Annotated in this window: 16 protein-coding genes; 8 read left to right on the top strand and 8 right to left on the bottom strand. The window is 66.7% G+C overall.

Annotation, left to right across the window (positions count from 1 at the left end; all coding sequences use genetic code 11):
- The 4 genes from H3O04_RS02705 to H3O04_RS02690 form a co-directional block, all read left to right on the top strand.
- Positions 1-768 (top strand): 2-hydroxycarboxylate transporter family protein (locus H3O04_RS02705; protein ID WP_202587093.1); only part of this gene is annotated, 768 nt, incomplete at its 5' end.
- A 205-nt stretch (positions 769-973) separates the two neighbouring features.
- A complete protein-coding gene (locus tag H3O04_RS02700; RefSeq protein ID WP_027812004.1) occupies positions 974-2878 on the top strand; it encodes a sensor histidine kinase in 1905 nt (634 codons plus the stop codon).
- Positions 2868-4229, top strand: coding sequence for a sigma-54-dependent transcriptional regulator (locus H3O04_RS02695; protein WP_202587092.1), 1362 nt, complete (start codon positions 2868-2870; stop codon positions 4227-4229). Before H3O04_RS02700 ends, H3O04_RS02695 begins: the two co-directional genes overlap by 11 nt.
- Positions 4230-4254: 25 nt before the next feature.
- Entirely contained in the window at positions 4255-4584 is a 330-nt protein-coding gene (locus tag H3O04_RS02690; protein WP_185921208.1) for a DUF3579 domain-containing protein, read from the top strand.
- A 22-nt stretch (positions 4585-4606) separates the two neighbouring features.
- Here the strand turns inward: H3O04_RS02690 and H3O04_RS02685 are convergent, their stop codons facing one another.
- Both H3O04_RS02685 and H3O04_RS02680 read right to left on the bottom strand, forming a co-directional pair.
- Positions 4607-5452, bottom strand: coding sequence for a GSU2403 family nucleotidyltransferase fold protein (locus tag H3O04_RS02685; RefSeq protein ID WP_006480453.1), 846 nt, complete (start codon positions 5450-5452; stop codon positions 4607-4609).
- Positions 5449-6585: an RpiR family transcriptional regulator gene (locus H3O04_RS02680; RefSeq protein ID WP_011546856.1), complete on the bottom strand. Its 1137-nt coding sequence runs from the start codon at positions 6583-6585 to the stop codon at positions 5449-5451. Before H3O04_RS02680 ends, H3O04_RS02685 begins: the two co-directional genes overlap by 4 nt.
- A gap of 329 nt (positions 6586-6914) precedes the next feature.
- On the opposite strand from H3O04_RS02680, the gene H3O04_RS02675 reads away from it, so the two are divergent.
- Entirely contained in the window at positions 6915-7766 is an 852-nt protein-coding gene (locus H3O04_RS02675; protein WP_006480452.1) for an alpha/beta fold hydrolase, read from the top strand.
- A gap of 102 nt (positions 7767-7868) precedes the next feature.
- Here H3O04_RS02675 and H3O04_RS02670 read toward each other — a convergent pair whose 3' ends face one another.
- Positions 7869-8309: a PACE efflux transporter gene (locus tag H3O04_RS02670; protein WP_006480451.1), complete on the bottom strand. Its 441-nt coding sequence runs from the start codon at positions 8307-8309 to the stop codon at positions 7869-7871.
- Between the two features lie 101 nt (positions 8310-8410).
- Between H3O04_RS02670 and H3O04_RS02665 the strand changes: the two genes are divergently transcribed.
- Positions 8411-9301, top strand: coding sequence for a LysR family transcriptional regulator (locus tag H3O04_RS02665; protein WP_202587091.1), 891 nt, complete (start codon positions 8411-8413; stop codon positions 9299-9301).
- Positions 9302-9487: 186 nt separating this feature from the next.
- Here the strand turns inward: H3O04_RS02665 and H3O04_RS02660 are convergent, their stop codons facing one another.
- From H3O04_RS02660 to H3O04_RS02640, 5 genes are all read right to left on the bottom strand, one after another.
- Complete coding sequence (locus H3O04_RS02660) at positions 9488-9901, bottom strand: hypothetical protein (protein WP_011546853.1); 414 nt, start codon at positions 9899-9901, stop codon at positions 9488-9490.
- A 386-nt stretch (positions 9902-10287) separates the two neighbouring features.
- Positions 10288-11829 (bottom strand): multidrug efflux transporter outer membrane subunit OpcM, encoded by a 1542-nt coding sequence (opcM, locus tag H3O04_RS02655; protein WP_027812008.1) that lies wholly within the window; start codon positions 11827-11829, stop codon positions 10288-10290.
- A 10-nt stretch (positions 11830-11839) separates the two neighbouring features.
- The gene (ceoB, locus tag H3O04_RS02650; RefSeq protein WP_011546851.1) at positions 11840-15025 is read right to left on the bottom strand and encodes a multidrug efflux RND transporter permease subunit CeoB; all 3186 of its coding nucleotides are present in this window, start codon (positions 15023-15025) and stop codon (positions 11840-11842) included.
- 45 nt (positions 15026-15070) lie between these two features.
- Positions 15071-16288, bottom strand: coding sequence for a multidrug efflux RND transporter periplasmic adaptor subunit CeoA (ceoA, locus tag H3O04_RS02645; protein ID WP_027806808.1), 1218 nt, complete (start codon positions 16286-16288; stop codon positions 15071-15073).
- Positions 16289-16326: 38 nt separating this feature from the next.
- Positions 16327-17187, bottom strand: a complete 861-nt coding sequence (locus H3O04_RS02640; protein ID WP_012339341.1) for an alpha/beta hydrolase — start codon at positions 17185-17187, stop codon at positions 16327-16329.
- Between the two features lie 174 nt (positions 17188-17361).
- Between H3O04_RS02640 and ceoR the strand changes: the two genes are divergently transcribed.
- Positions 17362-18366, top strand: a complete 1005-nt coding sequence (gene ceoR, locus H3O04_RS02635) for a putative multidrug efflux transcriptional regulator CeoR (RefSeq protein ID WP_011694866.1) — start codon at positions 17362-17364, stop codon at positions 18364-18366.
- 418 nt (positions 18367-18784) lie between these two features.
- Positions 18785-19078 (top strand): DUF4148 domain-containing protein, encoded by a 294-nt coding sequence (locus tag H3O04_RS02630; protein ID WP_006480444.1) that lies wholly within the window; start codon positions 18785-18787, stop codon positions 19076-19078.
- Positions 19079-19089 lie beyond the last annotated feature (11 nt).

Raw genomic sequence — 19089 nt, 5'->3', positions numbered from 1 at the left:
GTCGGCGAAGGCGCGATTCCGCTGTCGATCGGCTATTCGGAACTGATGCACCTGCCGCAGGGCGAGATGTTCGCGATGGTGCTGCCGCCGGTGATGCTCGGCAGCCTGACCGCGATCATCCTGTCGGGCGCGCTCGACATGCTCGGCAAGCGCCTGCCGCACCTGACCGGCAATGGCCGCCTGCAGGTCGGCGAAAGCGGCGACATGACGCCGGAGAACGAAGAGATCCGCGGTCACGTCGACGTCACGCACATCGCGGGCGCCGGCATCACCGCGATCACGCTGTACCTCGTCGGCCTGATGGCGCACAAGCTGTTCGGCCTGCCCGCGCCGGTCGCGATGCTGTTCCTCGCGGTGCTGGTGAAGCTCGCGCGTGCGGTGTCGCCGCCGCTGCAGGAAGGCGCGTTCGTCGTCTACAAGTTCTTCTCGACCGCCGTCACGTATCCGCTGCTGTTCGCGATCGGCGTCGCGATGACGCCGTGGGACAAGCTGACCGCCGCGTTCACGATCGTCAACGTGGTCACGATCGTGTCGACCGTCGCGACGCTGATGGGCACCGGTTTCGTGGTCGGCCGCCTGCTGAAGATGTACCCTATCGACACCGCAATCGTGAACGCCTGCCACAGCGGGCAAGGCGGCACCGGCGACGTCGCGATCCTGACCGCCGCGAACCGGATGCAGCTGATGCCGTTCGCGCAGATCGCCACCCGCATCGGCGGCGCGATCGTCGTCACGGTGACGCTGATCCTGGTCGCGCACTTCGGATAACGCGCGGCCGCGCGCACCGTCGCGCCGGCTGCTTCAGACGCGCCGCCGCCGGCCCCGCCGGCGCGCGGCGCGCGTCGTTGCGGGCGACCGGCGGCGGGCGACCGGCTGCGGGCGACCGGCTGCGGGCGACCGGCTGCGGGCGACCGGCTGCGGGAGCCGGCCAGCGGCGGCCGACGGTGGCGGACGGCCGACGTTGCGGGCTTCGATGAGGGCGAACGTGCAGAAGAGCTTCAAGGGAATCCCGTGGTGGGGCTGGGCCTCGGCCGCGGTGCTGTATGTCGGCGTGGCCGGCGCGGCCGTCGATTTCGCGTGGGAACGCGCGATCGACGCGCTCGAGGAGGCCGGCGCGCACCGGCTCGACCTGTATGCGTCGAGCCTGAAAAGCGAGCTCGGCCGCTTCGAGATCCTGCCCGGCCTGGTCGCGCGGCAGGACGGCGTGCGCGCGATGCTGAAAGCCGCGCCGAACGATGCGCCCGAGCTCGTGCATGCGGTGAACACCTACCTCGAAGCCGTGAACCGCGACGCGGGCAGCGGCGCGGTCGACGTGATCGATCTGCAAGGCGACGTGATCGCCGCGAGCAACTGGAACGAGACGATCAGCTTCGTCGGCACCAACGTGTCGTACCGGCCGTACTTCAAGGACGCGCTCGCGCGCGGCAGCGGCCGCTTCTTCGGCATCGGCACCAACACCGGCGTGCCCGGCGTCTACTTCGCGAGCGCGGTGCGCAGCGACGGCGTGCCGATCGGCGTGGCCGCCGTGAAGATCAGCGTCGACCCGCTCGAATCGGCATGGCGCGCGCCGGGCGTCGCCGCGCTGGTCGTCGACGGCAACGGCGTGGTCGTGATCTCGACCGAACCCGCGTGGAAATTCACCGCACTGCGTCCGATCACAGCGCAGCAACAGCGCGACATCCAGGCGTCGCGCCAGTACGCGGGCCGCACCGTCGACGCGCTGCCCTATCGCCGCATCGGCGATCGCAGCTCGGCCGCGTGGTTCGGCACCTTCCCCGATCCGCGCCACGCCGGCCGCACCACCCGCTATCTCGTGATGTCGCGCCCCGCGCCGCAAGCCGGCGATTCGCTGATGGTGCTGCTCGACATCGCGGGCGCACGACGCCAGCAGCAAACGGCGTTCGTGTTCGTCACCGGCGCGTTCCTGATCGTCGCGCTGCTGGCCGGCTATGCGATCCAGCGCCGCCGGGCGATCCTCGCACGGCTGAGCGCGCAGGACGCGCTGCGCCGCGCGAACGACCGGCTCGAACTGACCGTCGCGCAGCGCACCGCCGCGCTGACGGCCGCGAACGAGCGGATGCAGCGCGAGATCGACGAACGTGAACGCACCGAGCAGCGGCTGCGTGCGTCGCAGCAGGAAGTCGTGCACGCGGGCAAGCTCGCGGTGCTCGGGCAGATGGCCGCCGGCCTCACGCACGAACTGAACCAGCCGCTCGTCGCGATCCGCACGCTGTGCGACAACGCGCGCACGTTCTTCGAGCGCGGCCAGCCGGCGCCGGCGCTCGCGAACCTCGAACGGGTCGGCAAGCTGGTCGACGGCATGGCCGTGCTCACCGGCGAGTTGAAGACCTTCGCGCGCAAGCCCGACGTCGAGCGCGTCGCGGTGTCGCTGAACGAGGCCGTCGCGCATGCGCGGCTGATCTACGATGCACGGATTCGCGACGAAGGCGTGCGGCTCGACGTCAATATCGCACCCGGCACGACGGTCTCGGCCGAATCGAGCCAGTTGCAGCAGGTGATCGTGAACCTGCTCGGCAACGCGCTCGACGCGGTGCACGACGCGCCGGTGCGCCGCATCGTCATCGAGGCGGCCGAAACCAGCGATGCGGACGATGCGACCGACGCCGGCCGCGTGCGCCTGACCGTGGCAGACAGCGGCGCCGGCATCGCGCCCGACGTGCTGCCGCACCTGTTCGAGCCGTTCGTGACCACCAAGCCGCGTGGCCAGGGCCTCGGGCTCGGGCTCGCGATCACGTCGCGCATCGTCGAGGCGTTCGGCGCGAGGATCACCGCGACGAACCGCGACGAAGGCGGCGCGCAGTTCACCATCGAATTCGCGGCGGCGACGCCGCAACAAAGGACAGAGCATGGAAGATGAGATTCGGGTGCTGGTCGTCGAGGACGATGAAAACGTCCGGATCGGCGTCGAGCAGGCCGTCGCGCTCGCCGGATTCCCGGTCGACGCGTTCGCGGCGGCCGCCGACGCGCTCGCCCACGTCGCGCCCGGCGCGCCGGTGGTGATCGTGTCGGACGTGCGGATGCCGGGCATCGACGGGCTGCAGTTGCTCGACCGCGTGATGGCCATCGATGCGCAGATCCCGGTCGTACTGATCAGCGGCCACGCGGACATCTCGACGGCCGTCGGCGCGATGCAGGTCGGCGCGTACGACTTCATCGAGAAACCGTTCTCGTCGGACCTGATCGCCGGCCGCGTCGCGCGCGCGGTCGAGAAGCGTCGCCTGACGCTCGAGGTGCAGGGGCTGCGCGCGGCGCTGAACAACTGGCAGGGCATCGAGGCGTTCGTGCTCGGCAAGTCGCCCGCGATGGCCGACGTGCGCAAGAAGATCCTGCGCCTCGCCGATACGTCGGTGTCGGTGCTGATCACCGGCGAGACGGGCACCGGCAAGGAACTGATCGCGCGCAGCCTGCACGACTTCGGCGGCCGGCGCGACGCGCATTTCGTCGCGCTGAACTGCGGCGGCCTGCCCGAGCAGGTGTTCGAGAGCGAGCTGTTCGGCCATGAGGCCGGCGCGTTCACCGGTGCGATCAAGAAACGCATCGGCAAGATCGAATGGGCGGACGGCGGCACGCTGTTCCTCGACGAGATCGAGACGATGCCGATCGCGCTGCAGATCAAGATGCTGCGCGTGCTGCAGGAGCGCGTGGTCGAGCGGCTCGGCGCGAACGACCTGATTCCGGTCGACTGCCGCGTGGTGGCCGCATCGAAGGCCGATCTCGCCGGACTCGCCGCCGACGGGCGCTTTCGTGCGGACTTGCTGTATCGCCTCAACGTCGCGCAGATCGAATTGCCGCCGCTGCGCGAACGGCGCGAGGACGTGCCGCTGCTGTTCGAGCATTTCGTGCTCGCGGCCGCGCGGCGCTTCGGGCAGCCGGCGCCGGTCGTCACCGCCGCGCAGGTGTCCGAACTGATGACGCACGCGTGGCCCGGCAACGTGCGCGAACTGCAGAACGTGGCCGACCGCTTCGTGCTCGGGCTAACCGGCGACAGCCTGCTGTCGTCCGGCGAAGCGCCGGCCGTGGGCAGCACGCTCGCGGAACAGCTCGCGTATTTCGAGCGGATGCTGATCGAGGACATGCTGCGGCGTCACAACGGCAACGTCGCGGACGCGAGCGAGGCGCTCGGCATGCCGAAGAAAACGCTCTATCACAAGCTGCGCAACCTGCGGATTCCCGCGCGCGGCGACGCGGCGGCCGACGGCGGCGAATGACGCGCACGAGGACACGCACCCCAGCATGGATCGCATCGACATCACCGACCACGGCCGCATCACCGGCCATTTGATCCGCGGCGTCACGCACGCGCAGAAAACCTTCCGCCCGGGCGACTGGCCCGAGCGCCTCGCGGGCGTCATCACGCTGTTCGTCGGCGAGCGGCGGCCCGGCTATCCGTGCGCGCTGTCGCGGCTCGCGATGCCGGTCGTCGACGGCGGCGTCAAATGCCTGTTCGTGTCCGACGAATTGCGCGCCGTGTGCGCCGATGCGTTCGAGTTCGCGATGCAGTTCGCGGCCGACAATGATTTGCCGGTCGAGCTTCAGGGCGTGCCGGCGTTGACGGTGCGCTGACGCGTGGGCTGCGGCCGGCGCCCTAGGGCACTTCGCCGAACAGCGCTTCGAAACCGTTCTTGCACAGCCTGAGTAAATCCTCGGGCTCGATCTGCCGGTCGGGCCGCGGAATGTCCGCCGCTGCACGAATGGTGTCGTTCACTTCAGCGAAAAATGCGCCGACGCCCGCATCGAGGGACCTGCGCTGAGCATCCGACAACGTGGGTTCGAGGCGCTTCCAGACCGGGACAAGCTCGTCCTCGATCGCGCCGCCAAAAAGGAGCATCGCATCGTGGATGTAAAGCACATCCTGAGCGCGCTTTTCCGGAATCCTGTCGTCACGAATCAGCAGCTTCTGGACCATGAAGCTCACCGGATTGGGGATACGTAGGTCGACCAGTGCATCGCCACACCCTGACTCCTCGGCGGGAATCGTCACGAGCCAAGGTTCGTGCAGCAGTATCTCCAGATGGCGCAGCTTCTGTGCAACAACGCCGGCATTCGCCTCCGTTGCGTCTTGCTCCATCCGCCTCGTGACCTTGTTGCGCCGCAAGGGGCTACCTGTCAGCGGCGTAAGAAATTCTGCGTAAAACCCGTTGGCTTGCTTGCCGAGGGTGTAACGCATCGCCGGCGGTTTGAACCCGCCGGCGAAATTCGGTTCCTCCTTGAAACCCGCGCTTTCGAGCGCCTTCTTGATATCTCCTTCGAGTACCTCGCGTTCTGCGTACGCGACGTCGGCATCCTGCGTGAAGATCGGCTTGTGGTCGGGCTTCCAGGCACGCGGCTCATACGAATAGAGCCGAAAAGCCCAGCCTCCGATGAAAACGATCCTGGCTCGCCACGGCGCCAACGTCATCGCGAGATTGCTGAAATCGGCCAATTCGCTCACGCACCTTCTCCAGTCACGTTCACGAGCACGCCGTGCTCCAGTTCAGCCGCCTGCTCCGCCCCGCGCGCCGGGTGAGCGGAAACGTCGAGCCAGGTCTGGATGATGTCCGTGACCGGCAAACCATCGCGGTAGACAACACCCCGCCCCAGTGATTGGGGAAAGCCAGGCTGTTGCAAGACGAGATCGGGGCGCTCGCCCTCTTTGGCCCGACGCAGTGGTCGCCAGTTTTCGGCTTCCATCAGGCTAGGGACCCAGACCGTTGGCGGGACGCCGCTGACATGGCCGACACCGAGTGCATCGGCCGCGGCAAAAAGGCCGAGCGTGCCGCCCTCATTCTTGAGCACCTTGCGCAACTGGACGTCCGGCGCGGCCGGCACAAGAAACTTCATCGGCACCGCCGCTGCCTGCCTCAGGTATTCAGCCTTCCAGCGTTGAGCGAGTTTTCGCCGTTGCACGACCTTCAGGAACGGCTTCGTCTCGATGAAACCCTCCTGTTTGAGCGCATGGATCAGTCGCGTCGCCGTCATTACCGAGACATCGGCGGCACGCGCGAGGTCGGTCGCCGTGGTGTATCGCCGGCCCTCCGCACCGATAAGGTTCTCTCTCTTGATATCGATCGCGAGCAGGAGCTTGAGCATCCACTGGTTCAGATCCGAGAATGCCAGCCCCGGCTGGACACTGCGACTACGGCTGTAGGAACGAGTCGACTGCCCCGGATGCTCGGAAATATCCAGCCCCGGAAACCGGACATATCGCGTTCCGTCGGCCGAGAGTACGGCGAAGGGCTCACGGTCGGCGAACTCAGCGTGAAAATCGGCCAATCGCTGGATGAGCGACGGCGGAGCACTGCCGACCCAAATCAGAATCGCGGGCCGCATCTTCTGCCGTTTCGCGTATGCACGTGCCTCGAGGAGCGCCTGAGCAAAGAGCGCGGTAACGCGATCAGCACGCCCCTCGTTGAACGTCTTGAGGTTCGCGACGTACGTTTGGCCCTTGTCATTGCTCAGGATGAGGTCTCCGACATGATCCTGAGCAATCTCCTCGACCACGCGCCACCCCTCTGCTTTCTCGAACAACGTCCGGAAAGCGTCAAGCGCAACGCGCGCCGGCATAGGGTTCGGCAGCGATCTCATATCACACTCACTTGGCCAAGTGATATCACTTGGGCGCGTTAAATGACATGGCCATGTTATGACCATCTCGACCGCGCCGCAAGTGTCCCTCGCTCCGACATCGCTTTCACACCGTCATTGTTGATGCTCGGCCACCGAGATCCTCTATGCAGGAACCCCACACGGATGCAGCCGAGTCGTATGCGAATCGTCAGCCCCCTCAGCCCGACAAGTGTTTCCAGCCGAGCCATCAATAAAATTGATCGTGACGATGAAAATTATGCGTTTTCCTTGCAGGTCGCCGTGATGCATAGTTGCGTCGTGTTGACGCACCTTTGAGTCTTTCAGTCATGAACATGCGAATCGAGCCGTCCGTGCTCGCGAACCCCGACCTGCAATTTGCGACGCTTTCGTCAGGCATCAGCCTGCCGTATGTCGAGCGGGGCAGCGGTGCGCCGATGGTGTTCGTGCACGGCTCGCTGTGCGACTACCGCTACTGGGATCCGCAGCTTGCGGCGTTGTCGGCCCACTACCGCTGCATCGCGCCGAGCCTCAGCCACTACTGGCCGGCCGTCGAAGCGGGCATCCAGGACGAGTTCAGCTGGCAGAACCACGTCGACGAGCTCGCCGAATTCATCGATGCGCTCGATCTCGGCCCCGTGCACCTGGTCGGCCATTCGCGCGGCGGCAGCGTCGCGTTCAACGTCGCGCGCCAGCATCCGCACCTCGTCGAATCGCTGACGCTCGCCGATCCGGGCGGCCCGCTCCAGCAGCCGGGCGTGCGCGAAGCCGCGCTGCCGGCCGCCGCCCTCGCGCTGCGCACGAAGGCCGTGAACCTGATCGAGCAAGGTGAAGTGGAAGCCGGCCTCGAGATGTTCGTCGATTCCGTGAGCCTGCCCGGCGCATGGAAGAAGAGCACGGCGCGCTTTCGCACGATGGCGATCGACAACGCGAGCACGCTGCCGAAGCAGCTGCGCGACCCGCTGCCCGCGTATTCGCAGCACACGGCTGGCGATATCGCATGCCGCACGCTGCTGATCGACGGCCAGCGCAGCCCGAAGATGTTCCGCCACAACGTCGACACGTTGTCGCAGTGGATCGGCCATGCGCAACGGCAGACTGTCGCCGGTGCGTCGCACGGGATGAATGCGGCGAGCCCGGCGGTGTTCAACCGTTACGTGCACGAGTTCGTCGCCGCGTAACGCGAGCGGGCGGCATGCGCGCCGCCCCGTCTTCCTCTCTGTTGCAGAAGCGAAACGTCGCGGGTGTCCGCATCGTTTCGCATCCCTCTGCATCCGTCTACATTACGCCACCGGCGCCGCCTTGCGCGTCACCGCATCCGGCAACCCGAACACGCTGTCGAACGCCCAGTTGTACGTGAACGTGAAGATCGGGAAGAACACGATCAGCACCGCGTCGTACAGGAACGCCTGCCATAACGACACGTCGAGCCACCACGCGATCAGCGGAATCAGGAACGTCACGAGCGCGACCTGGAACCCGATCGCATGCACGACGCGCCGCCCGACGGTGCGCGTCGTTTCCGCCCGCCGCCGCTCCCACGCCTCGAACCCGAGGTTGTACAGAAAATTGACGGTGACGCCCGTCGTCGAGATCATCACGCCGAGCAGCCCGCTCGTCGCCGCGCTCGCGCCGCTCAGCATCCCGAGCACCGACGACGCGACGAGGATGCCGAGCACCTCGAACATCACGACGTAGACTATGCGTCTCTTCCATCCTTGCATGACCGACCACCCTCATATCGAACAAGGTGGCGAGACTACAGCGGGCACTGCATCCGCCAAAGTCAGGTCCTTTCAATTTTTCTGACAGGAGGCGGCCGACCATGCTGACCAGCGATCACATCGACATGCTGCTGACCGTCATCGACAAAGGCTCGTTCTCGGCCGCCGCGCGTGCGCTCGGCCGTACGCCGTCGGCGGTCAGCATGGCGATCGCGAACCTCGAGGCCGAGCTCGACCTCGTGCTGTTCGACCGCGGCACGCGCGAGCCCACGCCGACCGCCGCGATGGCCGCGCTGCTGCCCGATGCGCGTGCGATCGCCGAACGGCTGCATGCGCTGCGTGCGCATGCGCAGCACTTGTCGGAAGGCGTCGAGGACACGCTGCGGCTCGGGCTCGCGGCCGAAATCGACGGCGTGCCGATTGCGCGCGCACTGACCGCCGTGGCCACGAAATATCCGGCGCTCGCGGTCAGCGTCGTCACGGCGCCGCAGGATGCGATCGTCGACGCGCTGCATCGCGGCACCGTCGATCTTTGCGTCGCGTACGGCGGGCTCGATCTTCATCCGCAGGAACAGATTCACGCGCTGTGGACCGAGACATTGATCGCGGTCGCCGCGCCCGGCCATCCGGCGATTGCCGAAGCCGCACATCCGGAAGCGATCGAGCGATTGTCGGGGTTTCGGCAGATCGTGATCGCCGATCCGGAGCGGCCGTTGACCGACGTGCGGCCGCTGATCGGCAATCGCACGTGGAAGGTCACCGACATGGGCACCGCGATCGCGCTCGTGAAGGCCGGTCATGGCTGGGCGAATCTGCCGGAATCGGTCATCGGCCGGTATGTCGACAGCGGCGAACTCGCGCCGCTCGTGTTCGCGAACATTCGCAACGGGTTGCCGCTGCCAGTGTATTTGCGGCGGCCGAAGCATACGGGGCTCGGCAAGGCGGCGAGCGAGCTGGTACGGGCTCTGCGGGCTGAACGCGCCGACACCTGAGCGCCGCCGACAGCATGTGTCAACTAGCGGGGCGCGCGGCGGGACGCCGCCGCACCGTTGGAAGGCGCTGGGTGAAACCGACCGTTAGTTGCGAAACACGGAGCAATGAAGAAGGTGCTTCATCGATTTCCGTGGACGTCGCCTTCCGTTCCGGCGTGGTCGCTTATCGGCACGTTGCCCGGAAAGTCAGCGGATAAGCTGTCCGAAAACCCGCGCCCACGCTGCCCGAAGGCGTCGCGCGCGGTCTTCGAGGAGATAGGAAGCCGCCAGCGCCAAGAGACCTGAAATTACCCCGGTCACGATGTGCTCGACATAGGGAATACGGTAATGACTCGTATGCGAGTAGGCGTCGCCCAGCGTCGTCAGGACGCCAACGACCAGCGCATTGCCGTATCGATGCGCGTAGAGTTTCCCCACCGGCGTGAAAGTCAGAAGTACCGCCAGGAGTCCGGTCAGCAGACCCGTATGAAATGCGATGGTCCAGTGGGGGAGGCTGGTGATGTTTCCCCAGCTCCCCGGCATGCAGGTCATGCACGCAGTGGTTGGCTGCCAGAAACGCTGGACGAACAGCCTGACGCGGTGCTTCCACTCGGTTGACATGATGCGTTCCCATCAATGCCGTCGCCACGGCCGGCGCCGCCACACGTATCGTTGAAGCAGTTTCCCAACGCTTGACGAGCCTGCCGCCGTCGCCCCGGGATGGTCGGCTGTCCGCCGAAGAGACCCGGCAATCACCTGGACATGGGGAAATACTACTCCACGATCAAATGGCCGCTGTGTCGACCGAGACCGGAATTCGACACTTGCTTCTATCGGCGCGACCCCGTCCGCGACGCGCATCGAACGATGCCCTTGCACGCGAAGTCGACGACGGGCGCCCTGAAGCGCGACGACCCATAAAAGAACCCCGGCATGCAGACCTGAGCCTGCATGCCGGGATTCTTCGCTTCACGGTCGGCAAGCGACGAATCGCCCGCCGTTCGCGCTTACCGCGCAGCTACGTCAGCCTTGCCAGACGCCGCATCACCCACCGCCGTCGGCGCCGGCGCATTCCCCCACCCGCCGCCCAGCGCGCGGATCAGGTTGACGGTCGACACCGCCTGCGCCCCCGTCAACTGGTTCGCCTGCAACTGCGATTGCAACACCGACCGCTCGCTGTCGATCACGTCGAGATACGCGACCTCACCTTCCTGATATTGCGTGCGCGACAACGTCGCCGCCCGACGCGACGCGTTGACGGCCGCCTCCTGCGCGCGGATCTGATCATCGAGCAAACGCAGATCAGCAAGATTGTCCTCGACCTCGCGGAACGCGACGAGCACCTGCTGCCGGTAGTTCGCGACCTGCTCGTCGTACTGCGCGCGCGCCTGCTGCACGCCGGCCGCCCGCCGCCCGCCGTCGAACAGCGGCAGCGTCAGCGCGGTGCCGGCGAACGGCCCGAGCAGGAACGTGCGGCTCGACCACAGGAACAGGTTGCCGAGCGTCGACGCTTCATAGCCGAACGACCCGGTGATATCGAGCTTCGGGAAGTACGCCGACTTCGCAAGCCCGATCCGCGCGTTCGCGGCCGCCATCGCGCGCTCGGCCGCCGACACGTCCGGGCGGCGTTCGAGCAGCGCGGACGGCAGGCCCGGCGGAATCTTCACCGCGACCGGCACGATCGGCGTTTCCTTGAACGCGAAATCCGCGGGCGCCTTGCCGAGCAGAATGGCCAGCGCATGCTCGGACGCCGCGCGCCGGCGCGCGACGCCGACCGCATCGGCCTGCGCGCTCGCCAGTTCGTTCTTCGCGCGCGACACGTCGAGCTCGCTGATGTCGCCTTCGTTGAAGCGGCGCTGCACGAGCTTCAGCGCCTGCTCGCGCAACTCCACCGTGCGGCGGTACAGGTCCTGATCCGAATCGAGCTGGCGCAGTTCGAAGTAGTTCTGCGCGACGTCGGCCTGCAACGCGAGCTGCACCGAGCGGAACAGCGCTTCGCTCTGCGCCTGGTCGGCACGCGACGCCTCGACGTTGCGGCCGACGCGGCCGAACAGGTCGGCTTCGTACGACACCGTGCCCTGCGCGCGCCACAGCGTCGCGTTGGTCGGGCCGGTGCCCTGCGGCTGGAACTGCGACGCCGACGACAGCCCCTCGCGCGTCGGCCCGAAACCGGCGCCGACCTGCGGGAACCATTGCGAGCGCGCCGAACGGGTCGCCGCACGCGCTTCCTCGACCCGCGCGGCCGCGGCCTTCAGGTTCTGGTTCGCGGCGAGCGCCTGCGTCTCGAGCGAATCGAGCACCGGGTCGCCGAACACCTTCCACCATTCGCCGCGATGTTCGCCGTCCGCCGGCTCGGCCGTCTTCCACGTGCCGGCCTGCTCGCCGGCGGCGAGGGTCGGCGCTTCCTTGAACGCGGCGGGCGCCGCCGCGTCCGGACGCTTGTAGTCGGGGCCGACCGCGCACGCGGCGAGCAGCGTCGCGAGCAGGGTGCTCGCGGCCGCCACCTTCGCGAAGCGCATCAGGCCGTTCGTGTTGTGCAAGTTATTCATTTTCTGGTCCTCAAGCATCGGGCGCCGGCACGCCGTACCCCGTCGAATCCTTGCCGGCGACGTGGATCTTGCCGCCCGCGAGCGTCCGCAGCACAACGTAGAACACCGGCGTCAGCATCAGCCCGAACAGCGTCACGCCGAGCATCCCGAAGAACACCGCGACGCCCATCGCATGGCGCATTTCCGAACCGGCGCCGGTCGACGTGACGAGCGGCACCACGCCCATGATGAAGGCGATCGACGTCATCAGAATCGGGCGCAGCCGCAGCCGGCTCGCCTCGATCGCGGCCTCGAGCGGCGTCCTGCCGTCGTGTTCGAGCTCGCGCGCGAATTCGACGATCAGGATCGCGTTCTTCGCCGACAGCCCCACCAGCACCATCAGGCCGATCTGCGTGAAGATGTTGTTGTCGCCCTGCGTGAGCCACACGCCCGTCAGCGCCGACAGAATGCTCATCGGCACGATCAGGATCACCGCGAGCGGCAGCGTCAGGCTTTCATACAGCGCGGCGAGCACGAGGAACACGAGCAGCACGCTGATCGGGAACACATACATCGCCGAATCGCCCGCGAGGATCTGCTGGTACGTGAGGTCGGTCCATTCGAAACGCACGCCGCGCGGCAGCGTCTCGTGCGCGATGCGCTCGACCGCGGCCTGCGCCTGCCCCGACGAGAAGCCGGGCGCCGGGCCGCCGTTGATGTCGGCCGCCGTGTAGCCGTTGTAGCGCACGACCATTTCCGGGCCGAACGTCGGCGTCACCGTCACCAGCGACGACAGCGGCACCATCTCGCCCTTGTCGTTGCGGGTCTTCAACTGCAGGATGTCGTCGGCGCGCTGACGGAACGGCGCATCGGCCTGCACGCGCACCTGGTACACGCGCCCGAAGCGGTTGAAGTCATTCACGTACAGCGAACCGAGATACACCTGCATCGTGTTGAACACGTCGGTCACCGGCACGCCGAGCTGCTTCGCCTTCACGCGGTCGAGATCGACGTTGAGCTGCGGCACGTTGATCTGGTAGCTCGTGAACAGCGGGCCGAGTTCAGGCGCCTGCTGCGCGCGCTTGATGAAGTCGTTGGTCGCATCCGACAGCTTCGCGTAGCCGACCGCGCCGCGATCCTCGATCTGCATCTTGAACCCGCCGAGCGTCCCGAGGCCGAGCACCGGCGGCGGCGGGAACACCGCGACGAACGAATCCTTCATCGCGCTGTATTTCTGGTTCAGCGCACCCGCGATCGCGCCGGCCGACAGCGCCTTGCCGTGCCGTTCCGAGAACGGCTTGAGCGTGACGAACACGATGCCCGCGCTCGAGCTGTTGGTGAAGCCGTTCACCGACAGCCCCGGGAACGCGACCGCGCTCTCGACGCCCGGCTGCTTCAGCGCGATCGAACCCATGTCGCGGATCACCTTCTCGGTGCGGTCGAGCGATGCACCGTTCGGCAGCTGCGCGAACGCGATCAGGTATTCCTTGTCCTGCGCGGGCACGAAGCCGCCCGGCACGACCTTCGACACGAGCACGGTCGCGCCCACCAGCACGAGATACACGCCCAGCATCAGCGTCTTGCGCGACAGCACGCCGCGCACGCCGCGGCCGTAGTTCTCCGCGCCGCGATGGAACACCTTGTTGAAGCCGCGGAAGAAGCCGCCGAGCACGCGGTTCATCACGCGCGTGAGCCAGTCTTCCTTGTCGCCGTGACCCTTCAGCAGGATCGCCGACAGCGCCGGCGACAGTGTCAGCGAGTTGAACGCCGAGATCACCGTCGAGATCGCGATGGTCATCGCGAACTGCTTGTAGAACTGGCCGGTCAGGCCCGACATGAACGCGAGCGGCACGAACACGGCGACGAGCGTCAGCGCGATCGCGATGATCGGCCCGCTCACTTCCTGCATCGCCTTGTAGGTCGCCTGCCGCGCGTTCATCCCGCCCTCGATGTTGCGCTCGACGTTCTCGACGACGACGATCGCATCGTCGACCACGATCCCGATCGCGAGCACCATCCCGAACAGCGACAACGCGTTGATCGAATACCCGAACGCCAGCAGCAGCGAGAACGTGCCGATGATCGACACCGGCACCGCGATCAGCGGAATCAGCGATGCGCGCCAGGTCTGCAGGAACACTATCACGACGATCACGACCAGCGCGATCGCTTCGAGCAGCGTGTGCACGACGGCCTTGATCGACGAGCGCACGAACTGCGTCGGGTCATAGACGATCTTGTAGTCGACGCCCGCCGGCATGTCCTGCTTCAGCTCGGCCATCGTCTTGCGCACTTCGTCCGAGATCTGCAGCGAGTTCGCGCCGGGCGACTGGTTGATCGCCATCGCGACGGCCGGCTTGTTGTCGAGCAGCGAGCGCAACCCGTATTCGGATGCGTCGAGCTCGATCCGCGCGATGTCGCGCAGGTGCGTGACGCCGCCGTCCGGCGTCGTCTTCACGACGATGTCGCCGAATTCGTCTTCCGTCTGCAGGCGGCCGCGCGCGTTCACCGACAGCTGCAGCGGCGTGCCGGGCAGCGACGGCGATGCGCCGATCACGCCGGCCGCGACCTGTACGTTCTGCTCGCGGATCGACTGCACGACGTCCTCGGCCGACAGCCCGCGCTGCGCGACCTTCTGCGGATCGAGCCACACGCGCATCGCGTAGTCGCCCGAACCCCACAGCTGCACCTGACCGACGCCCTGGATTCGCGACAGGCGATCCTTCACGTTGATCAGCGCGTAGTTGCGCAGGTAGGTCATGTCGTAGCGGTTGTCCGGCGAGATCAGGTGGACCACCATCGTCAGCGTCGGCGAGCTCTTCACCGTGGTGATGCCGAGCCGCTGCACGTCTTCCGGCAAGCGAGGCAGCGCCTGGTTCACGCGGTTCTGCACGAGCTGCGTGGCCTTGTCCGGATCGGTGCCGAGCTTGAACGTGACGGTGATCGTCATGTTGCCGTCGCTGTTCGCCTGCGACTGCATGTAGAGCATGTCCTCGACGCCGTTGATCTGCTCTTCAAGTGGCGACGCGACCGTCTCGGCGATCACTTTCGGGTTCGCGCCCGGGTACTGCGCCTTCACGATCACGGAAGGCGGCACGACTTCCGGATATTCCGAAATCGGCAGCAGGAACATCGCGATCACCCCGCCGAGCAGGATGATCACCGATAGGACTCCTGCAAAGATCGGCCGGTCGATAAAGAATTTGGAAATGTTCATGTGTGGCTCTGTCTGGTTGAACGCGGATGCGAAGCGGCGCGCCGCTTACGAATCCGCCTTCGCCGGTGCGGCCGGCTTCGCGGTGCTCGCGAGCGGCGCGGACGGCTCGTCGCCGCCCGTCATCGGGACCATGTGCGGCTTCACCTGCGCGCCGGGACGCACGCGTTGCGTGCCGTTCACGACCACGCGGTCGCCGGCGGCAAGACCGCTCACGATCACGCGCCGGTTGCCGTGCTGCAGCCCCGGCTGCACTTCGCGATACGACACGCGGCCCTGCTGATCGACGACGAACACGAACTTCTTGTCCTGGTCGGTGTTGATCGCCGCGTCGTCGACGAGCAGCGCCTCGTGCGGCGCGCTGCCGCCCACCTTCACCCGTGCGTACAAGCCCGGGACGAGCGTGCCGTCCGCGTTGTCGAAGCGTGCGCGCACGCGGATCGTGCCGGACGACGTGTCGAGCCGGTTGTCGACCGAATCGATCTCGCCGCTGCGCGAGTAGCCGGTTTCGTTCGCGAGGCCGAGCTCGACCGGGACCTTGCGGCCGCTGCGCGCGCCGTTGATGTATTGCAGGTAGGTCTGCTCGTCCGCGTCGAACGACGCGTAGATCGGCGACACCGACACCAGCGTCGTCAGCGGCGCGGCCGATGCGCCGGCCGACACGACGTTGCCGAGCGTGATTTCCGCGCGCGACACGCGGCCCGATACCGGCGCGGTGATGCGCGTATAGCCGAGGTTGATGCGGGCCGTTTCCAGCGCGGCTTCGGCGGCCTTCAGGTTCGCGTTCGCTTCGCGCGCCGCGTTCTGCTTCTCGTCGTAGTCGCGCTTCGCGATCGCGTTGTCGCCGATCAGCCGCTGCGCGCGCTGCCAGTCGGTCTGCGCATAGCCGTTGCGCGCCTGCGCGGCCGCGAGCTGCGCGGCCGCGCGGTCGACTTCCGCCTGGTACGGGCGCGGGTCGATCACGAACAGCACATCGCCCTTCTTCACGAGCGCGCCGTCCTTGAAATTCACCGCGACGATCGTGCCCGACACCTGCGGGCGCACGTCAACTTTCTCGACCGCCTCGAGGCGGCCCGAATAGCTTTGCCAGTCGGTCACGGTCTGCGGCACGACGGTCGCGACGTCGACTTCGGGTAGCGGCGCCGCCGCTTTCTCGGGGGCGTTCGCGTTGACGCGCATCGCGCCGAACGTGCCGAGGCCGACGACGGCGAGCGTGACGATCGCCGCGGTCGCGATTCGTGAACGGGAGGTGCGTAGGATGGCCATGTGGATCTCCAGGAAACGTGGATTGGTCTGGTTATGGGTTATTCGGGACGGTTCGGCTGGCGCGCCTGGAAGCGGCACTGGAAGAAGCGCACGGCTTCCTCGAATGCGGCTTCGTGCGTGGCGAGCGCGGCGTGCGTGATGTCCGGATAGCGGATCACCTGCGTGAGCACGCCGGACGAGATCAGGCAGCCCGCATATTTCTCCGCTTCGACGTGCAGCACGTCGTTCTGCGCGGTGACGACGAGCGTCGGCGGCAGCCCCGCGAGGCGCACCGATTCGATCGGCGCCGCGTACGGGTGCATGCGCTGCGCCGCCTGCGGCAGATACGCGCGATAACAGGCCGCGCATTCGCGCGCGGTGATGTCGGACGCGAGGCGCTCGGCGTCGCCGATGCGCGTCATGCTCGGGTCGAGCATCGGCCCGAACAGCGCCTGCGCGGCGATCGACACTTCGCCGCGGTCGCGGGCGATGAAGGCGAGGCAGTTCGCGAGCTGGCCGCCCGCGTCGTGCCCGGCGACCCCGATCTTCTTCGGGTTGCCGCCGAACGCGCGGGCACGCGTCGCCGCCCACACGGCGGCGCGATACGCATCCTCCGGCGCGGCGGGAAAAGGAAAGGCCGGCGCGAGCGAATAATCGACCGACACTACGAGCGCTGGTAAGCGTTCTGCTAAAAAACGCGCGGCGAAATCGGCGTCCTCGAGCGAACCGCGGACGAAGCCGCCGCCGTGGAAATAAAGCACTACTGGCAGCCCGGTCTTGTCCGGGCGGCGGTAGAGGCGCAGCACGATGTCCTGTGCGTAGCCGGGAATTTCCACTTCGGCAACCGTCAGCGCCGCGCCCGTCAAGGCTTGAGCGGGCAGCGCGGCTTTCAGGAATTTGCTGAATTCAGAGGCGTCCATGACGATGCAGCATCCATTTCGAGATGGAACGAATTCTGGGTCCGGCAGACATTGGGATAAATGCCTATAATCCGGCAACACAATTCAACGCCCCCGAACAATCCGAGGCTGCGTTTACCCACGAGGTAGCGCAGCCTTCTTGTTCCGGCGGCAAATTAAATTGCGGAGGTTGTGATGGACCGGCTTCAGGCCATGCAGGTATTTACTCGCGTCGTCGATACAAGCAGCTTCACCAAGGCAGCAGAAACGCTCGGCTTGCCGCGCGCGTCCGTCACGACGATCATCCAGAATCTCGAAGCCTTCCTCGGCGTGCGGCTGATGCACCGGACCACGCGCCGGCTGTCGCTCACGCCGGACGGCGCCGCGTACTACGAACGATGCGTGCGCATCCTCGCGGACGTCGAGGAAACCGAAGCGAGCTTCCAGGCCAACAACCGGAAGCCGCACGGAAAGTTGCGTATCGACATGCCGGGCTCGATCGGGCGGCTGCTCGTGATTCCGTCGCTGTGCGAATTCCACACGCGCTATCCGGACATCGACCTGCAGCTCGGCCTTTCCGACCGGCCCGTCGACCTGCTGCAGGAAGGCGTCGACTGCGTGATCCGCGTCGGTGCGCTGCAGGACTCGTCGCTCGTCGCCCGCCGCGTCGGCCTGTTCGAATGCGTGACGGTCGCGTCGCCCGACTATCTCGAGCGCCACGGCGAGCCGCAGACGATCGACGACCTCGGCCAGCACAAGGCCGTCAACTACTTCTCCAGCCGCACGGGCCGCACGATCGACTGGACCTTCCTGATCGACGGCAAGGAAGTCGAGATGAAGATGGAGGGCATCGTGTCGGTGAACGATGCGGATGCGTACGTGACGTGCGGGATCGAGGGCTTCGGCCTGATCCAGCCGCCGCTGTTCATGGTGCTGCCGCACCTGCGCGAAGGCCGGCTCAAGGAAGTGCTGCCCGGGGTCAAGCCGCTGCCGATGCCGATCTCGGTCGTGTATCCGCATAGCCGCCATCTGTCGCCGAAGGTGCGCGTGTTCGTCGACTGGATCGCCGAGGTGTTCGACCGCTGCCCGCTGCTGAGCGGCAAGGGCAGCCTCGACGCGACGTGCAGCAAGCGCACGTTCGAGGAAGCCGAGCGCGCGCCGGTGCTCGATACGCCGGTCATCAACGAGTGGGTCGCGTAATCGTCTGACCTCCACGCGCGGGCCTCGCCGCCCGCGCGTCGTCCCGCCTCAGCGCCGCCTCGGCACGCCTTTCAAGCGCGGCGCCCCCGATCCTTCCCGAATCCGCAGTAAACCTTTGCACGACCCGCGGCAATCGGTCGCCGCGTCATTGCGTGTCGTTGCGCGGTGCCGCGGCGCGTCCCGGCGAAGCCCGCGCCGCCGGGCTCCCGGCCATTTCCGCATAACCCTGCCGGCGGTGCGGATGACGATTGTTCCACTGACACGACAATTCAATTCGCGTCTGCCGCATTTATCGCACCGGAACAGATACCTAGAGTAAACCCTGTCGCGCAACCTCGTTGCGCATCGAACAGATCCCGCCTGGCGGGACCGGAGTCAGCGCCCAGGCGCCAACTCCGACATCTCTAGGAGTGACGCCATGAACCGCCGCCATCTTCTCTCGGCCCTTGCTCTCACCCTCGCCGTGTCCGCACCGGCCTTCGCCGATTCGGGTACGCCGCACGCCGGCGACTACGCCAACACATCGTGGTACTCGCAGCACAACGGCCCGCGTACGCGCGCCGAAGTGCGTGCGGAAGTCGAGCAGGCACGCAAGGACGGCACGCTCGCGTACCTGCGCAAGGCGACTTCGTATCCGCAGGGGCTCGAGCTAGCCCAGGGCCCGTATCGTCCGCTGCCGGAAGGCAACCAGCTCGCCGGCGGGGGCCGGTAAACGCGCGACGC

Source organism: Burkholderia sp. KCJ3K979, assembly GCF_016759955.1.
Lineage (GTDB): Bacteria > Pseudomonadota > Gammaproteobacteria > Burkholderiales > Burkholderiaceae > Burkholderia > Burkholderia orbicola.
This window is presented reverse-complemented; position numbering and strand designations above follow the sequence as displayed.